We start from the raw sequence: 14941 nt of genomic DNA on the forward strand, positions 1-14941 counted from the left end.
CACGGTGATGCGGCGCTTACGCCCGCATGCGGGTCCGGATCTCGCCGAGGCTGGAACGCACCAGCGCCTGGGCGGCGTCGCCCTGCATGCGCTCGCGCAGGATCGTCTCGGAGACCTTCACCGCGGCGTCGGCCGCGGCGGCGCGGACTTCGGCCTGGGCCTTCGCCTCGGCCTGGGCGATCTTGGTCTCGGCCGACTTGGTGCGGCGGGCGATGAAGTCGTCGAGGCGCTGGCGGCCTTCGGCTGCGGCGCGCTCGGCTTCCTCGCGGGCGCTCGAGATGATCGCCTCGGCCTCGCGCTCCGCTTCCGTGCGGCGACGCTTGTAGTCGGCGAGCACGGCGGCCGCCTCCTCGCGCAGGCGCTTGGCCTCGTCGAGCTCGTGGCGGACGCGGGTGGCGCGGCCGTCGAGGCCCTTGGTCATGATCCCGAAGCCGCCGACCTTCCAGACGATCGCCATGAAAATGACGAACGCGACGGCAACCCAGAATTCCGCTGTCATCAACATGATGGGTTCTTCCGTCTCAGTGCGCGGTCGCGGTGGAATCGAGGGCGCGGTCGAGGCTGGCCTGGTCCGGCGCCTGGCCCGTCAGCCGCTCGACGATCGCCGAGGCGGTCTCGCTGGCGATGGAGCGCACGTTACCCATGGCTTCCTGGGTCCGGCTCTGGATCGTCGCCTCGGAGGCTGCGATCTTCTGGTTGAGCTCGGCCTCGAGCGCCTTTCGCTTGGTCTCGGCGGCGGCGGCAAGGTCGTTGCGGGTGCCCTGGGCGATCTCGCGGGCCTTGCCCTGCGCGTCGCGCAGCGACTTGGCGTAGGCCTCGCCGGCGGCGTCGGCCTCGGCCTTCATCGCCTGCGCCTGGTCGAGGTCGGCGGCGAGTCGCGCGGAGCGGTCGTGCAGGATGCCCTGGATGCGCGGGAGGGCGATGTTGGCCATCAGCCAGTAGAGCAGGCCGAAGGCGAGGGCGAGCCAGATCAGCTGCGCCAGGAAGGTGTGGGTCTCGAAGGGCGGGAACGCAGCGGAATGCACCGGCTCCGGGGCGCCGGCCGGCACCATGTGGACGTCGGAACCGGGAGGCGGTGTGGTGAGGGAATTCGGCTGCGCCATGGCCCCGTCCGTATGACCTTGGAAGAAATCGAGCGCTCGCGCGACGGGCGGAGCGCTCACCGGTGATCGGCCGCCGCGGCCTGGAACGGCGCGGCGGCGATGTCGACGTCGATCAGACGGCGAACAGCAGGAGCAGGGCGATCAGCAGCGAGAAGATGCCGAGCGCTTCCGTCAGCGCGAAGCCGAGGAGCAGCGTAGCGCGCTGGCCGTCGGCGGCCGAGGGGTTGCGAAGGGCGCCCGCCAGGAACTGGCCGAACAGATTTCCGAGGCCGATGCCCGCGCCGGCCATGCCGAGGCAAGCGAGGCCGGCGCCGATGTACTTCGCAGCGACGGGATCCATAGAAAACTCCTGAAGTGTCTAGAAACGAGTGCGTCGTTTGCCGCGGGTGGAGCCGGCCGTTAGTGGCCGGGGTGAAGCGCGTCGTTGAGGTAGATCGCCGTCAGCGTCGCGAAGACGTAGGCCTGAAGCGCCGCAACGAGGAATTCGAGGGCCGTCAGCGCGATCGTCAGGAACAGCGGGAGGGGCGATAGCACGCTCCATGCGCCTGCGGAAAGCAGCCCGACGACGAAGAATGCGAAGATCTTCATCGCGATGTGCCCGGCGAGCACGTTGGCGAACAGACGCACCGACAAGCTGATCGGCCGCGAGATGAACGAGATCACCTCGATCGGCACCAGAAGCGCCAGCAGCGGCTTCGGAACGCCCTGCGGCACGAACAGGCCGAAGAAGTGGGCGCCGTGCTTCATCACGCCGTAGATCACCACGACCGATATCACCAGGGCCGCGAGGCCGAAGGTGACGACGAGGTGGCTCGTCACCGCGAAGGCGTAGGGGATCATGCCGAACAGGTTGAGGATCAGCACGAACATGAACAGCGAGAACACCAGCGGCATGAAGCGCTTGCCGCCGTCGCCGGTGGCCTGGTGCAGGGTGTCGGCGATGAACTCGTAGAAGATCTCAGCCAGCGACTGCATCCTGCCCGGCACCACCGAGCGGCTGGAGGTCGCGACGATCGTCAGGAGCGCGATGACGCCGACGGCGGCGAACATGTACAGCGCCGACTGGGTGAACGCGAGTTCCTGATGGCCGAGATGCCCGAAGGGCAGAATCGACTTGAGCTCGAACTGATGGATCGGATCCGGTCGCAAGGCGACGGAGTGCCCCGGGTCGATGCTGGCCGCCATGCCGTCTTCCGCCCTCACGTTTCGCTGCCGGCGGCCCGCATGGCCGAACCCGGTCGTTGGTCACAAGACACCGGTCGCCCTCACGGATCCCGTGGGGTGTCCCGTCCGGAACGGGCCCCGGCGAAACCGGACGCCCGCATCACGTTGAAGACGCCGGCGACGAACCCCAGCATCAGGAAGACGATCAGTCCCCAGGGCTTCGTCCCGAGCATCCGATCGAAGATCCAGCCGAGTACCCCGCCCGCGATCACGCCGGCGACGAACTCAGTGGAGATCGTCATGGCCTGCCCGAGGGCGGAGGGATTTCCGGACGACCCTGAACGCGACGGATGAGCGGGAGGGGCCGGGGGCCGCTTCCGTTCGATCTGCGTCTCGAGACGTCGGAGCCTCGCCGAGAGTTCGCTGTCGGGCGGCACGGGCCGTCCGGACTCACCCTCCTCCCTTGCGTCGTTGCCGCTCACAGCGAAAACTCACATTGGCGAGAGGAACGAAACCGGGCGGATTGCCTCCTTGAAGCGCGGCGCACCTTAGTTTCGGCGCCCCAGGGTGTCAAGGCTCGAAAAGCCGAGCTTAAATCATTCTCGGCATTGAGGAATTCCGGCCCAAGCCCGCACGCGCGCAAGCCGTCGCGCGCAGGCCGGCCGGAACCCCCTCACGCGCCGAGGATCGGCTTGATGATCTTCTCGATTCCATCGACCGTCATCTCGCCGGTGTAACGCTCGCCGTTGATGAAGAAGGTTGGCGTCGAATCGACCTTGAAGGTCTCGAGCCCGCGTTGCTTCACGCCGTTCACGGCGGCGTAAAGCTTCTGGTCCTTGAGGCAGGTCTCGAACTTGTCCTTCGAGATCCCGGCCTGCTTCAGCATCTGCTCCAGGGCGTCGACGGGCTTCGGCGTGAAGGCCCAGGCCGGCTGCTGGTCGAAGAGCAGGTCGGTGATCGGGTAGTACTTCGCGTCGCCGTCGCAGCGCGCCAGCATGAAGGCGGCGGTGGCGAGGGGATCGAGGGGGAATTCCCGTAGCGTGAACCGTACCTTGCCGGTGTCGATGTAGCGCTCCTTGAGGGTCGGGTAGGTTGCCTTGTGGAAGGCGGCGCAGTGCGAGCAGGTCATCGATGCGTACTCGATGATCGTCACCTTCGCGTCCTTCGGCCCGAGCCAGACGTCGCCCAGCGGACCCGGCTGCATCAGCCCGTCGACCGGCACGCTCTCGGCGAACGCGGCCGCCGACAGCTTCGGCAGGATGAGGGCGGCGCCGATGGCGAGGCCCGTGGCTTTCAAAGCGTCGCGCCGGGTGATCATGGCCGTGCCTGCCTTCCGCGTTCCGTCCTGTCGACTTCTCGGGATGCGGTAACCGCGCCGGCGCACCCTGGCAAGGCGCCTAGCGCCGGGGCGAGGTCGCCACGACGGCGAGCCCGAGGCGGTCGAGGGCATCGCGTAGGCCGTCGTGCTCGATGGCGGAGACCGCCTGCGCGATCTCGCCGCGCCGGCCCGGATCCACCGTCGGTTCCGGTGCGCGCCGGGCGACGCGCCCGACCCGGTCCTGCTGCAGCACGATGCGGCCGACGCAGGCCCAGCCGTAATGGGCGTTGATCCGCTGGATCACCACCGGCGCCAGATGCTGCAGCTCGATCGCGAACACGCCCTCGACCCGCACCACCAGCGTGCCCGAATCGGGCGCGTCCTCGGTCCGGCGCTTGCGCTTGGGCCATTCGAGCTTCGAGGGCCTACAGAACTTCGCCAGGCGCTCGCCGACGATGTCCGGCCATGCCGCGAGGATGTCGGTCGAGGCGAAGCCCTGCGCCGCGAAGGCCGGGCCGATGCAGCCCTCGATCAGTTCGGCCAGCGGTTTGACGCGCGCCATGCTTGTGGAAGATCCCGCCGGTTGCGACGGCGAGGATAGCGCAAGGCCGGCGGCAAAGGGAGCGCTTTCGGCGCACGCGCCATGCCGCTATGCCTGCCGGCGATGCCTGCGTCCGAACCCTCCCCGAAGGCCGCCGACCTGCTGGTCTGGTACGACCGGCACCGCCGCGTCCTGCCTTGGCGCGCGCTGCCCGGCGAGCGGCCCGATCCCTACCGGGTCTGGCTCTCCGAGGTGATGCTGCAGCAGACCACGATCGCGGCGGTGAAGCCCTACTTCGCGACCTTCCTCGCCCGTTTCCCCGACATCGAAGCCCTGGCCGCGGCCCCGGAGGAGGCGGTGATGTCGGCCTGGGCCGGGCTCGGCTACTATTCCCGGGCGCGCAACCTCCACGCCTGCGCCAAGGCGGTCGCTGCGGCTGGGCGATTCCCCGACACCCTCGATGGGTTGCGCAAGCTCCCCGGCGTCGGCGCCTACACGGCGGGCGCGGTGGCGGCGATCGCCTTCGACCGGCCCGAGGCGGCGGTGGACGGCAACGTCGAGCGCGTGATGACGCGGCTGTTTTCGATCGAGGCGCCCTTGCCCGGCGCGCGTCCCGAAATCCGGCGCGTGACGCAAGCTTTGGTGCCGACCGAGCGGCCCGGCGACTTCGCGCAGGCCGTGATGGATCTCGGCGCCACCATCTGCACGCCCAAGCGTCCGGCCTGTGCGCTGTGCCCGTGGATGGCGCCCTGCCGCGCTCGCGCGGCCGGCAACCCGGAGACCTTCCCGCGTAAGGTGAAGGCGGTGAAAGGCACCCTGCGGCGCGGCGCGGCCTTCGTCGTGGTCCGCTCGGGTGACGAGGCGGTCCTGCTCCGCACCCGCCCGCCGGAAGGCCTGCTCGGCAGCATGGCCGAGCCGCCGATGAGCCCGTGGGCGCCCGACTACGACCCTGCCGGCGCGCTCCTCGACGCGCCGCTCGACGCGCGCTGGAAGCGCCTGCCCGGCCTGGTGCGGCACGGCTTCACCCACTTCCCGCTGGAGCTGACCGTGTTCCTGGCCCGCGTCGCGCTGTCGACGCAGGCGCCGGCCGGGATGCGCTTCACCCCGCGCCGCGACCTCGACGAGGAGCCGCTGCCCGGCGTGATGAAGAAGGTGCTGGCCCACGCCTTCGACCCGAAGCCAGAGCCCGAACTGAAGCCGCGCGGCCGCCCGAAGCGCGACCCGCCGCCGATGCCGATGTTGGCGGTGTGGGAAGCGCCGGAGACGGTGGCCGACCCGCCGCGCTTCCGCCCGGTGCCGAAGCCGGCCCCGCGTGTGGTCGCACCGGCGCCGGCGGAGACCGACGAGATGTTCGAGGCGGACGCGGAGGTGGTGCCGCCGGTCCGCAAGCCGGCGAGGCGGGCGCCGCGCAAGCGGTGAGCCGGGCGCGATGGCTGCCGAGGTGCACGTGAAAGTGGCAGGTGCCATTCAACACCGCGCGCGATGGGCGTCTAATTCGTCGCCCTGCAGGACGCTACGGAAATGCTGTAGGGCACTCCCTTTCCGCCTTCGCCGGGCCGGAACTTCCTGAACGGGCCACGATGTCGCCGATCATCTCCATCGAGAACCTGTCGAAGACCTATGCCTCGGGCCTCTCGGCCCTGAAGACCGTGAACCTCGCGATCGCCCGCGGCGAGATCTTCGCCCTGCTCGGGCCGAACGGGGCCGGCAAGTCGACGCTCATCAACATCGTCTGCGGCATCGTCACGCCGAGCACCGGCACCGTGACGGTGGACGGGCACGACATCGGCTCCGGCTATCGCGGCGCGCGCAAGGCGATCGGGCTGGTGCCTCAAGAACTCACCACCGACGCCTTCGAGAGCGTGTGGAACACGGTGAGCTTCACCCGCGGACTGTTCGGGCTGAAGAAGGACCCAGGCCACATCGAGCGCGTGCTGCGCGACCTCTCGCTCTGGGAGAAGCGCGACGCGCGGCTGATGACCCTGTCGGGCGGCATGAAACGCCGGGTTCTCATCGCCAAGGCGCTCTCGCACGAGCCGACGGTGCTGTTCCTCGACGAGCCCTCGGCGGGCGTCGACGTGGAACTCCGCCAGGACATGTGGCGCATGGTGCGGCGCCTGCGCGAGCAGGGCGTGACCGTGATCCTAACCACGCACTACATCGAAGAAGCCGAAGAGATGGCCGACCGGATCGGCGTGATCCGCAAGGGCGAGATCATCCTGGTCGAGGAGAAGGCCGAGCTGATCCGCAAACTCGGGCGCAAGCAGCTCACGCTTCAGTTGCAGGCGCCGCTGGCCGCGTTGCCGGCCGACCTTGCCGACCGCGGCCTTGAATTGAGCCAAGGCGGGCAGGAGCTCGTCTACACCTACGACGCCAAGGCCGAGCGCACCGGCATCACCGGCCTGCTCACCGACCTCGGCGCGGCCGGCATCCGGTTCAGCGACCTGCGCACCAGCCAGTCATCTCTGGAAGATATCTTCGTCGACCTCGTCAGGGAACGCGCATGATCCCGGCGGCCGCGAGATCCCAACCCACCATCCCCCGGCTGCCGGCAAGCGCGAATGCGCGTCGCCGCCCGTGTGGCGCTCGCCTCTCTGGGCGTCAGTATCGAGAGGCAAACCGATGAACTGGCCTGCCATCCGCGCGATCTATCGGTTCGAGATGAGCCGCTTCTGGCGCACGGCGATGCAGAGCATCCTCGCACCGGTGATCTCGACCTCGCTCTACTTCGTGGTGTTCGGTGCGGCGATCGGGTCGCGCATGAGCACCGTCGACGGCGTGCCCTACGGCCTTTTCATCGTGCCGGGCCTCGTGATGCTCGCGCTGCTGACCCAGAGCATCGCCAACGCCTCGTTCGGCATCTACTTCCCGCGCTTCGCGGGCACGATCTACGAGATCCTGTCGGCGCCGATCTCACCGGTGGAGGTGGTGCTCGGTTATGTCGGCGCCGCGGCCTCGAAATCGATCCTGATCGGGCTGATCATCCTCGCCACCGCCGCCCTGTTCGTGCCGCTTCACATCGAGCACCCGGTCTGGATGATGGCCTTCCTGGTGCTGACGGCGGTGACCTTCAGCCTGTTCGGCTTCGTCATCGGCCTCTGGGCCGACGGCTTCGAGAAGCTGCAGCTGGTGCCGCTCCTCGTCGTGACGCCGCTGACCTTCCTCGGCGGCAGCTTCTACGCGATCGAGATGCTGCCGCCGTTCTGGCGGACCGTCAGCCTCGCAAACCCGGTGGTCTACCTAATCAGTGGATTCCGCTGGGCCTTCTTCGGCACGGCCGACGTCGCCATCGGCATCAGCCTCGCGATGACCGGCCTGTTCCTGGCGGTCTGCCTCGGCCTCGTCGCCTGGATCTTCCGCACCGGTTACCGCCTGAAGAGCTGAGCGCGAGCTTCCTGAAGTCGTTCGAAAACGCATAAAGACATCTTTATGTCTTGATTGCTTCGTATCCGGTGCTCTGCTAGATGCCTCGGCGAGAGGCAACCCGAGACACGGAGCGACGCAGCATGGCCCAGGATTACATCGTCAAGGACATCGGCCTGGCCGATTACGGCCGTAAGGAAATCTCGATCGCCGAGACCGAGATGCCGGGCCTGATGGCCACCCGCGAGGAGTACGGCCCGTCGCAGCCGCTCAAGGGCGCCAGGATCGCCGGCTCGCTGCACATGACGATCCAGACCGCGGTGCTGATCGAGACGCTGAAGTCCCTCGGCGCCGACATCCGCTGGGTGTCCTGTAACATCTACTCGACCCAGGACCACGCCGCCGCGGCGATCGCTGCCGCCGGCATCCCGGTCTTCGCCATCAAGGGCGAGACCCTGGAGGAGTACTGGGACTACACTTCGAAGCTGTTCGACTGGCATGGCGGCGGCATGCCGAACATGATCCTCGACGACGGCGGCGACGCCACCATGTTCGTCCACCTGGGCCTGCGTGCCGAGAACGGCGACACCGCCTTCCTCGACAAGCCGGAGTCCGAGGAGGAGGAGATCTTCTTCGCGCTCCTGAAGAAGAAGCTCGCCGAGAAGCCGAAGGGCTGGTTCGCCGGTCTCGCCGACTCGATCAAGGGCGTCTCCGAAGAGACCACGACCGGCGTTCACCGCCTCTACAACCTCGCCAAGGAGGGCAAGCTGCTCTTCCCGGCGATCAACGTGAACGACGCCGTCACCAAGTCGAAGTTCGACAACCTCTACGGCTGCCGCGAGTCGCTGGTCGACGGCATCCGCCGCGGCACCGACGTGATGATGGCCGGCAAGGTCGCGATGGTCGCCGGCTTCGGCGACGTCGGCAAGGGCTCGGCGTCCTCCCTGCGCCACGCCGGCTGCCGCGTGCTGGTCTCGGAGGTCGACCCGATCTGCGCGCTCCAGGCCGCGATGGAAGGCTACGAGGTCGTGACGATGGAAGACGCGGCGCCGCGCGCCGACATCTTCGTCACCGCCACCGGCAACAAGGACATCATCACCCTCGACCACATGCGGGCGATGAAGGACCGGGCGATCGTCTGCAACATCGGTCACTTCGACAACGAGATTCAGGTCGCCGGCCTCAAGAACCTCAAGTGGTCGAACATCAAGCCGCAGGTGGACGAGATCACCTTCGCCGACGGCCACCGCATCATCCTGCTGTCGGAAGGTCGCCTGGTGAACCTCGGCAACGCCACCGGCCACCCGTCCTTCGTGATGTCGGCCTCGTTCACCAACCAGACGCTCGCCCAGATCGAACTTTGGACCAACCCGGGCAAGTACCAGAAGCAGGTCTACACCCTGCCGAAGGCGCTGGACGAGAAGGTGGCCCTCCTCCACCTCGAGAAGATCGGCGTGAAGCTCTCCAAGCTCCGCCCCGACCAGGCCGCCTACATCGGCGTCTCCGAGAACGGCCCGTTCAAGCCCGACCACTACCGCTACTGAGGCGCTCGGCGCGGGCACGCGCCGACCGGTACGGACGAGCGACAAGAGGGCCCGGCGGAAGCGCCGGGCCCTCTTCGTTTGTCAAGCCGCAAGGGCCATGGCGGACTGTGTCTTCTGTGTGTCGTTCGTCTGCGACCTGCCGGCGACGGGTTACAGCCAAGCTAATTCCCCTTCCGGCGCAAATCCCCGGCGCGTTAGACTACCTGCGGTTCGACAGGTCGTCGGGTCGTCGGATCTCCATCCACCCGAATCGTGCGGGCGGGGACCCGTCGCCGCGCGTTCGTTCGCGTCGATCTGACCGGCGGTTTTTGGAGACGGGACGGATCATGGCGGTCGATCGGGCGGCACGGCGCACAGCCGGGGCCGGCGCTCTCTTCATCGCCGCCGTCGGCCTGCCGGCTCCCTCCCTTGCGGCGGGCGCCGACCTTCCGAGCTGGGGTTTCGGCTCGCACATGCACAACGTCGCCGCCGCAGCGATCTTCGGCGGCCTCGTCGCCTTCGCCACCATCGTCGCCCTTCTCTATCTGAGCGAGCGCTCGCGCTGGACCCGCCGCGAGCGCGAGCAGGCGGCGGCCCTCGACGCCCTCAGCGGCGCCCACGACCGGGCCGAAATGCTGCTCGCCGCCGAGCGCCAGATCATCGTGACCTGGGACGGCCGCAGCGAGGCGGTGGTCGAAGGCGATGTCGGCCTCGCCTTCGACGGCGCGCGTCCGGCCTCCGGCTCGGCCCGCCGCATCCTCGCCTTCGGCAGCTGGCTCGTCCCCGCCGACGCCGAGGCGGTCGAGACCGCCGTCGAGGCGCTTCGGGTGCGCGGCACGAGCTTCCGCGCGACGCTGCGGAGCCAGTCCGGCCGCAGCATCGAGGCGCAGGGTCAGGCGGTGGCCGGCCGCGTCCTGCTGCGCCTGCGCGAGACCACCGAGGACCGACGGCAGATCTCCGAGTTGCGCGAGACCCTGGAAGATGCCCGCCGCGGCCTCTCGGCGCTGGCCGGCCTCCTCGACGCGATCCCGCAGCCGGTCTGGCGGCGCAACCGCGAGGGCAGCCTCGCCTGGGTCAACACCGCCTACGTTGCCGCCGTGGAAGCCACCACCCGCGAGGGCGCGATCCAGGACGGCATCGAGCTCCTCGACCGTCCGGCCCGCGAGATGATCGCCCGCGAGGACGCCCAGCGCCGCCCCGCCGGGCAACGTCCGGCACTTCGCCTGTCCGCGGTGGTGGCGGGTGGCCGGCGTATCCTCGACGTCACCGAGACCGCCCTGGAGGGCGGACGGGTCGGGATCGCGGTGGACGTCTCCGAGCTGGAGAGTGTGCGCGCCGACCTGCAGCGCCAGATGGACGCCAATGTCCGCACCCTGGACCAGTTGCCGACCGCGGTCGCGATGTTCGATGCCGGCCAGCGGCTGATCTTCCACAACGCCGCCTACCGCCAGCTCTGGGACCTCGACCAAGGCTTCCTCGACGCCCGCCCCCTCGACGGCGAGATCCTCGACCACCTGCGCGCCGCGCGAAAGCTCGAGGAGCATGCCGACTTCCGCAGCTGGAAGCAGGGCGTGCTGGCCGCCTACCGGTCGGCGGAAGCCAACCCGGCCTGGTGGTACCTGCCCGACGGCCGCACGCTGCGGGTGCTGGCCGAGCCGAACCCGCAAGGCGGCCTGACCTACCTTTTCGATGACGTCTCAGACCGGATGAAGCTCGAATCGCAATACAATGCGCTGATGCGGGTGCAGGCCGAGACCCTGGATACCCTCAAGGAGCCGGTGGCGGTGTTCGGCGCCGACGGGCGCCTCACCTTTGCCAACCGCGCCTTCGCCGCTGCCTGGCGACTAGACCACGAGAGCCTGGAAGCCCGCCCGCACGTCGAGGCGGTGATCGAGGCGTGCCGCGTGCTGGCGCCAGCCGACGAGCCGTGGCTCGACATCCGCGACGCGGTGGTTGGCCTCGAATCGCGCACCGGCATCGCCTGCAAGCTCGAGATGGTGGACGGCACCGTGCTCGACTGCACCGCCCAGCCTCTGCCCGAAGGCGCGACGTTGATCACCCTGATCGACGTCACCGCAAGCGTGAACGTCGAGCGGGCGCTGACCGAGAAGAACGACGCGCTCGAAAAGGCGGCGCAGCTTCGCGACACGTTCGTCCACCACGTCTCCTACGAGCTGCGCTCGCCGCTCACCAACATCATCGGCTTCACCCAGCTTCTCGGAGACGAGACCGTGGGTGCGCTGAACGCCCGCCAGCGCGAATATTCCGATCACATCATGCGCTCGTCCGGCGCGCTCCTGGTGATCATCAACGACATCCTCGACCTCGCCTCGATCGATGCCGGTTCCCTCGAGCTCCAGCGCGAGACCGTGGACGTTCAGGCCACCATCGAGGCCGCGCTGCTCGGCATCGAGGACCGCCTCGCGGAATCCGATCTCAGCCTCGTCCTCGACGTGCCCGACGACATCGGTAGCGTGTTCGTGGACGGGAAGCGCGTCCGCCAGATCCTCTTCAACCTGATGTCGAACGCCGTCGGCTTCTCCAGCGCCGGCCAGAGCATCACCGTGCAGGCGCGCCGGACGGCTGGCGACCTCGTCCTCAGCGTGCGCGACCAGGGCCGTGGCATGCCGCCCGAGATCGCCGCCCACGTGTTCGACCGGTTCGAGAGCCACACCCTCGGCACGCGCCATCGCGGGGTCGGCCTCGGCCTGTCGATCGTGCGCTCCTTCGTCGAGCTGCATGGCGGCCGGGTCTCGCTCGATTCGCGCCCCGGCGCCGGCACCTGCGTGAGCTGCACCTTCCCGATCGTCCTGCCCGCGTCGCACGCGGCGCGGGACCTGGAATCCGAGGCGACCGAGGAGGCGGCCGAGTAGGCCGCCCCGGTTCAGCCGAGGGCGCGGGCCGCCTCGGCCACGGCCTGGACGCGGGTGTCGACGGTCCTCGAGGCGTCGGCGATGCCGTCCATGTTCAGCCGGACGCGCTGGACGCTCTCGGCCGCGTTCTGCATGTTCACCGACATGTCACGCGTCACCGCCGCCTGCTGCGTCACGGCGGAGGAGACGCTGAGCGAGATTTGGCTGACCTGCCCGATCGTCTGGCTCACGAGCTCGATCGCCCGTACTGCCTCGGCCGTCGCCTCCTGCACAGCGGTGACCTGCCTCCCGATCTCCTCGGTCGCCTGCGACGACTGCGTGGCCAGGGCCTTCACCTCGGCGGCGACCACCGCGAAGCCGCGGCCAGCCTGACCGGCGCGCGCCGCCTCGATGGTCGCGTTCAGAGCCAGGAGGTTGGTCTGGTCGGCGATGGTGCGAATCGTGGTGATGACGCTGCCGATCCGCTCGGCCGAGGCCGTGAGGCCGGAGATGATGGTGCGCGCTTCGTCCGAGCGGCCGACCGCCTCGTCGGATGCCGACTTCGCCTCGACCGCGTGCCGGGTCAGTTCCTCGATCGACGCCGAGAACTCCTCGGCCCCGGCTGCCACCGCCTGGACGTTGCCGGAGGTCTCGGCCGCCGCGCGCGCGGTCTCGGTCGATTGGCGGCTGACCCCCGACATCTCCTGCATGATGTGGCCGAGGTCGACCTGGATGAGGCGCTGGCCTTCAGCGCGGCGGCGGCGCTCGTTTACCTGCGCGGTCACGTCGGTAGCGAACTTCACCACGGCGAAGGGACGTCCATCGCGGTCCAGGATCGGATTGTAGGCGCCGTGGATCCAGACCTCCTGGCCGGCCTTGCCCACCCGGCGGAACTCGCCCGCCTGGAAGGTGCCCGCGGCTAGCGTCTTCCAGAACGCGGCGTAGGCGGGCGAGGCGGCGTCCGCCGCCTCGACGAAGATCCGGTGGTGGCGGCCTTTGATTTCGTCGAGGCGGTAGCCCATCGTCGTAAGGAAGTTCGCGTTCGCATCGGTGACGATGCCGTCCAGCGTGAAGTGGATCACCGCCTGGGAGCGGTTGAGCGCATCGATCTGGCCCTGGCAGATTGCTGCCGCCTTGGTCTCGGCGGTGATGTCGGTGGCGAGTTTGACGACCTGTACCGGCCGGCCGCCGCGATCGAGCACCGGATTGTAGGAGGCCTGCAGCCAGATCTCACGGCCGTCCTTGGCGACGCGCTTGAAGGTGCGGGCTTGCGTCTCGCCGCGGGCCAAGGCCTCCCAGAACGCTCGATACTCTGCGGTCTCGCGCTCGGCGCCCTCCATCAAGATTCCGTGATGCTGGCCGCGGATCTCAGACAAGGCATAGCCGAACAGGCTCAGGAAATTCGCGTTTGCATCGAGGATCCGGCCGTCCAGGCCGAACACAATGCGGGCCTGTGACCGGTCGATCGCATCGATGACGGCATTCACCTTCTGGTTGATAAACGACATTCCAGTGAGTCTTGTAGTTCGTGATCTTCATGTAATATTGCGGAGAAAGCTTAAAAAATCGGCTTCCAAGACTTTTAACATGACATATTAGTTTATGGGTCGCAGCAACAACTTCTAGGTGTAAGTCAAAGGGGCTATCTAAGAGTAAGGTTGCGCCCTGTCGTCCCGCTAGCGGTCGGCGACGGCATCGCAGACATTCCATGACGCCGCCGACGCGTTCGCAGCGATCCACACGCTTGGTATCGCAGTCTCGACGCAGACGCTCAATACGACCTCGCCGGCCGGCTTGACCAAGCGGTTTCGCGTGGCCACGACGCAGGCGATGTACGAACCTTCCTCATCCGGCTGGACCGTCTTCCGCAACGGCGACTTCCGCCTGTTCGGCATGTCCCGGTTCCTCACCGGCCTTGCCTACCAGATGCAGGCGGTGGCGGTCGGCTGGTTCGTCTACGACCTGACCCACTCGGCGCTCGCGCTCGGCCTCGTCGGGCTGGCGGGGTTCCTCCCAGCGATGCTGGCCGCGCTGATCACCGGGCACGTCGCCGACACCTACGACCGGCGCCTGGTGGCGGCGGCGTCCTTCGCGGTGCAGGCGGCGACCAGCGCGGCGCTGCTCGCCTACGCCTGGCGCGGCGCCGGCGCGGTCTGGCCGATCTACGGGCTCGTCGTGTTGATCGGTACGGCGCGCGCCTTCGCCAACCCCTCCCTGCAGGCGCTGCTGCCGACCTTGGTGCCGCGCGACCTGTTCGGCTCGGCGATCGCCTGGAACGCCTCGCTCTGGCAGAGCGCGTCGGTGCTCGGGCCGGCGCTCGGCGGCTTCCTCTACGCCCTTGGGCCCAAGGTGGTGTTCGGCTCGGCCTCCGCCAGCTTCGCCCTCGCGGCGGTCGCCACCGCCGCGATCCGCTTCCGCCCGGCCCCCGTGTCGGAGCGGCCGCCGGTGACCTGGGCGACGCTGTCGGCCGGGATCGGCTATATCCGGGCCCATCCGGTGGTGCTCGGCGCGATCAGCCTCGACTTGTTCGCGGTGCTGCTCGGGGGCGCCACCGCCCTGCTGCCGATCTTTGCGGCCGAGGTGCTGCATGTCGGCCCGCTCGGGCTCGGGGCGCTTCGGAGCATGCCCGCGGCCGGCGCCGTGCTGATGGCCGTCGTGCTGGCCTACCGGCCGCTGCGGCGCCATGCGGGCGTGAGGATGCTGCGCGCCGTAGCGGTCTTCGGTGTCGCGATCATCGTGTTCGGCCTTTCGACCTCCCTGCCGCTGTCGATGGCCTGCCTGTTCGTCACGGGTGCCGCCGACATGATCAGCGTCTACGTCCGCCAGACCTTCGTTCAAGGCGAGACCCCGGACGCGATGCGCGGCCGGGTGTCGGCGGTGAACACCGTCTTCATCGGCGCCTCGAACGAACTCGGCGAGTTCGAGTCCGGCTCGGTCGCGGCGCTGATCGGCGCGGTGCCGGCCGTGGTGGTCGGGGGCGCGGCCACCGTGCTGGTCGCCGTGCTCTGGGGCCGGCTCTTCCCGGCACTCCGAGCGCGCGACCGGCTTCTGCGCGAGGGGTGAAGCTGGAGGCCGAC

At 68.7% G+C, this 14941-nt stretch carries 14 protein-coding genes; 6 read left to right on the plus strand and 8 right to left on the minus strand.

Annotated features, from left to right (window positions below; translation table 11 throughout):
* Positions 1-16: 16 nt before the first annotated feature.
* The 7 genes from FV226_RS09375 to FV226_RS09405 form a co-directional block, all read right to left on the minus strand.
* Complete coding sequence (locus FV226_RS09375) at positions 17-502, minus strand: ATP F0F1 synthase subunit B (protein WP_187273579.1); 486 nt, start codon at positions 500-502, stop codon at positions 17-19.
* A 19-nt stretch (positions 503-521) separates the two neighbouring features.
* The gene (locus FV226_RS09380; protein WP_238270850.1) at positions 522-1052 is read right to left on the minus strand and encodes a F0F1 ATP synthase subunit B'; all 531 of its coding nucleotides are present in this window, start codon (positions 1050-1052) and stop codon (positions 522-524) included.
* Between the two features lie 163 nt (positions 1053-1215).
* Positions 1216-1443 carry a F0F1 ATP synthase subunit C gene (locus tag FV226_RS09385; RefSeq protein ID WP_007566773.1) on the minus strand — a complete coding sequence of 76 codons (228 nt, stop codon included), beginning with the start codon at positions 1441-1443 and terminating at the stop codon, positions 1216-1218.
* Positions 1444-1502: 59 nt separating this feature from the next.
* Positions 1503-2288 (minus strand): F0F1 ATP synthase subunit A, encoded by a 786-nt coding sequence (locus FV226_RS09390; RefSeq protein ID WP_147750601.1) that lies wholly within the window; start codon positions 2286-2288, stop codon positions 1503-1505.
* Between the two features lie 80 nt (positions 2289-2368).
* Entirely contained in the window at positions 2369-2749 is a 381-nt protein-coding gene (locus FV226_RS09395; RefSeq protein WP_147762699.1) for an AtpZ/AtpI family protein, read from the minus strand.
* A gap of 191 nt (positions 2750-2940) precedes the next feature.
* Positions 2941-3585, minus strand: a complete 645-nt coding sequence (locus tag FV226_RS09400) for a DsbA family protein (protein WP_147750599.1) — start codon at positions 3583-3585, stop codon at positions 2941-2943.
* 79 nt (positions 3586-3664) lie between these two features.
* The gene (locus FV226_RS09405) at positions 3665-4147 is read right to left on the minus strand and encodes a DciA family protein (protein WP_147750598.1); all 483 of its coding nucleotides are present in this window, start codon (positions 4145-4147) and stop codon (positions 3665-3667) included.
* A 102-nt stretch (positions 4148-4249) separates the two neighbouring features.
* Here FV226_RS09405 and mutY point away from each other — a divergent pair, with 102 nt between their 5' ends.
* From mutY to FV226_RS09430, 5 genes are all read left to right on the plus strand, one after another.
* Complete coding sequence (gene mutY / locus FV226_RS09410) at positions 4250-5545, plus strand: A/G-specific adenine glycosylase (protein ID WP_147762700.1); 1296 nt, start codon at positions 4250-4252, stop codon at positions 5543-5545.
* A 161-nt stretch (positions 5546-5706) separates the two neighbouring features.
* Complete coding sequence (locus FV226_RS09415; protein WP_147762701.1) at positions 5707-6633, plus strand: ABC transporter ATP-binding protein; 927 nt, start codon at positions 5707-5709, stop codon at positions 6631-6633.
* 115 nt (positions 6634-6748) lie between these two features.
* Positions 6749-7510 carry an ABC transporter permease gene (locus tag FV226_RS09420; RefSeq protein ID WP_147727174.1) on the plus strand — a complete coding sequence of 254 codons (762 nt, stop codon included), beginning with the start codon at positions 6749-6751 and terminating at the stop codon, positions 7508-7510.
* Between the two features lie 122 nt (positions 7511-7632).
* Positions 7633-9033 (plus strand): adenosylhomocysteinase, encoded by a 1401-nt coding sequence (gene ahcY, locus FV226_RS09425; RefSeq protein WP_147762702.1) that lies wholly within the window; start codon positions 7633-7635, stop codon positions 9031-9033.
* A 326-nt stretch (positions 9034-9359) separates the two neighbouring features.
* Complete coding sequence (locus FV226_RS09430) at positions 9360-11885, plus strand: PAS domain-containing sensor histidine kinase (RefSeq protein ID WP_147762703.1); 2526 nt, start codon at positions 9360-9362, stop codon at positions 11883-11885.
* A gap of 11 nt (positions 11886-11896) precedes the next feature.
* Here FV226_RS09430 and FV226_RS09435 read toward each other — a convergent pair whose 3' ends face one another.
* Complete coding sequence (locus tag FV226_RS09435) at positions 11897-13372, minus strand: PAS domain-containing methyl-accepting chemotaxis protein (RefSeq protein WP_147762704.1); 1476 nt, start codon at positions 13370-13372, stop codon at positions 11897-11899.
* 322 nt (positions 13373-13694) lie between these two features.
* Here FV226_RS09435 and FV226_RS09440 point away from each other — a divergent pair, with 322 nt between their 5' ends.
* Complete coding sequence (locus FV226_RS09440) at positions 13695-14927, plus strand: MFS transporter (RefSeq protein ID WP_147762705.1); 1233 nt, start codon at positions 13695-13697, stop codon at positions 14925-14927.
* Positions 14928-14941 lie beyond the last annotated feature (14 nt).

The sequence above is a fragment of the Methylobacterium sp. WL12 genome (assembly GCF_008039475.1).
Classification (GTDB): domain Bacteria; phylum Pseudomonadota; class Alphaproteobacteria; order Rhizobiales; family Beijerinckiaceae; genus Methylobacterium; species Methylobacterium cerastii.

Bases quoted from the DNA above. Each gene is read 5' to 3' on its own strand.
- FV226_RS09390 (WP_147750601.1), bottom strand. From the start codon at position 2,288: ATGGCGGCCAGCATCGACCCGGGGCACTCCGTCGCCTTGCGACCGGAT.
- FV226_RS09405 (WP_147750598.1), bottom strand. From the start codon at position 4,147: ATGGCGCGCGTCAAACCGCTGGCCGAACTGATCGAGGGCTGCATCGGC.
- FV226_RS09415 (WP_147762701.1), top strand. From the start codon at position 5,707: ATGTCGCCGATCATCTCCATCGAGAACCTGTCGAAGACCTATGCCTCG.
- FV226_RS09430 (WP_147762703.1), top strand. From the start codon at position 9,360: ATGGCGGTCGATCGGGCGGCACGGCGCACAGCCGGGGCCGGCGCTCTC.
- FV226_RS09380 (WP_238270850.1), bottom strand. From the start codon at position 1,052: ATGGTGCCGGCCGGCGCCCCGGAGCCGGTGCATTCCGCTGCGTTCCCG.
- ahcY (WP_147762702.1), top strand. From the start codon at position 7,633: ATGGCCCAGGATTACATCGTCAAGGACATCGGCCTGGCCGATTACGGC.
- FV226_RS09420 (WP_147727174.1), top strand. From the start codon at position 6,749: ATGAACTGGCCTGCCATCCGCGCGATCTATCGGTTCGAGATGAGCCGC.
- FV226_RS09385 (WP_007566773.1), bottom strand. From the start codon at position 1,443: ATGGATCCCGTCGCTGCGAAGTACATCGGCGCCGGCCTCGCTTGCCTC.
- FV226_RS09435 (WP_147762704.1), bottom strand. From the start codon at position 13,372: ATGTCGTTTATCAACCAGAAGGTGAATGCCGTCATCGATGCGATCGAC.
- FV226_RS09440 (WP_147762705.1), top strand. From the start codon at position 13,695: ATGTACGAACCTTCCTCATCCGGCTGGACCGTCTTCCGCAACGGCGAC.
- mutY (WP_147762700.1), top strand. From the start codon at position 4,250: ATGCCTGCGTCCGAACCCTCCCCGAAGGCCGCCGACCTGCTGGTCTGG.
- FV226_RS09400 (WP_147750599.1), bottom strand. From the start codon at position 3,585: ATGATCACCCGGCGCGACGCTTTGAAAGCCACGGGCCTCGCCATCGGC.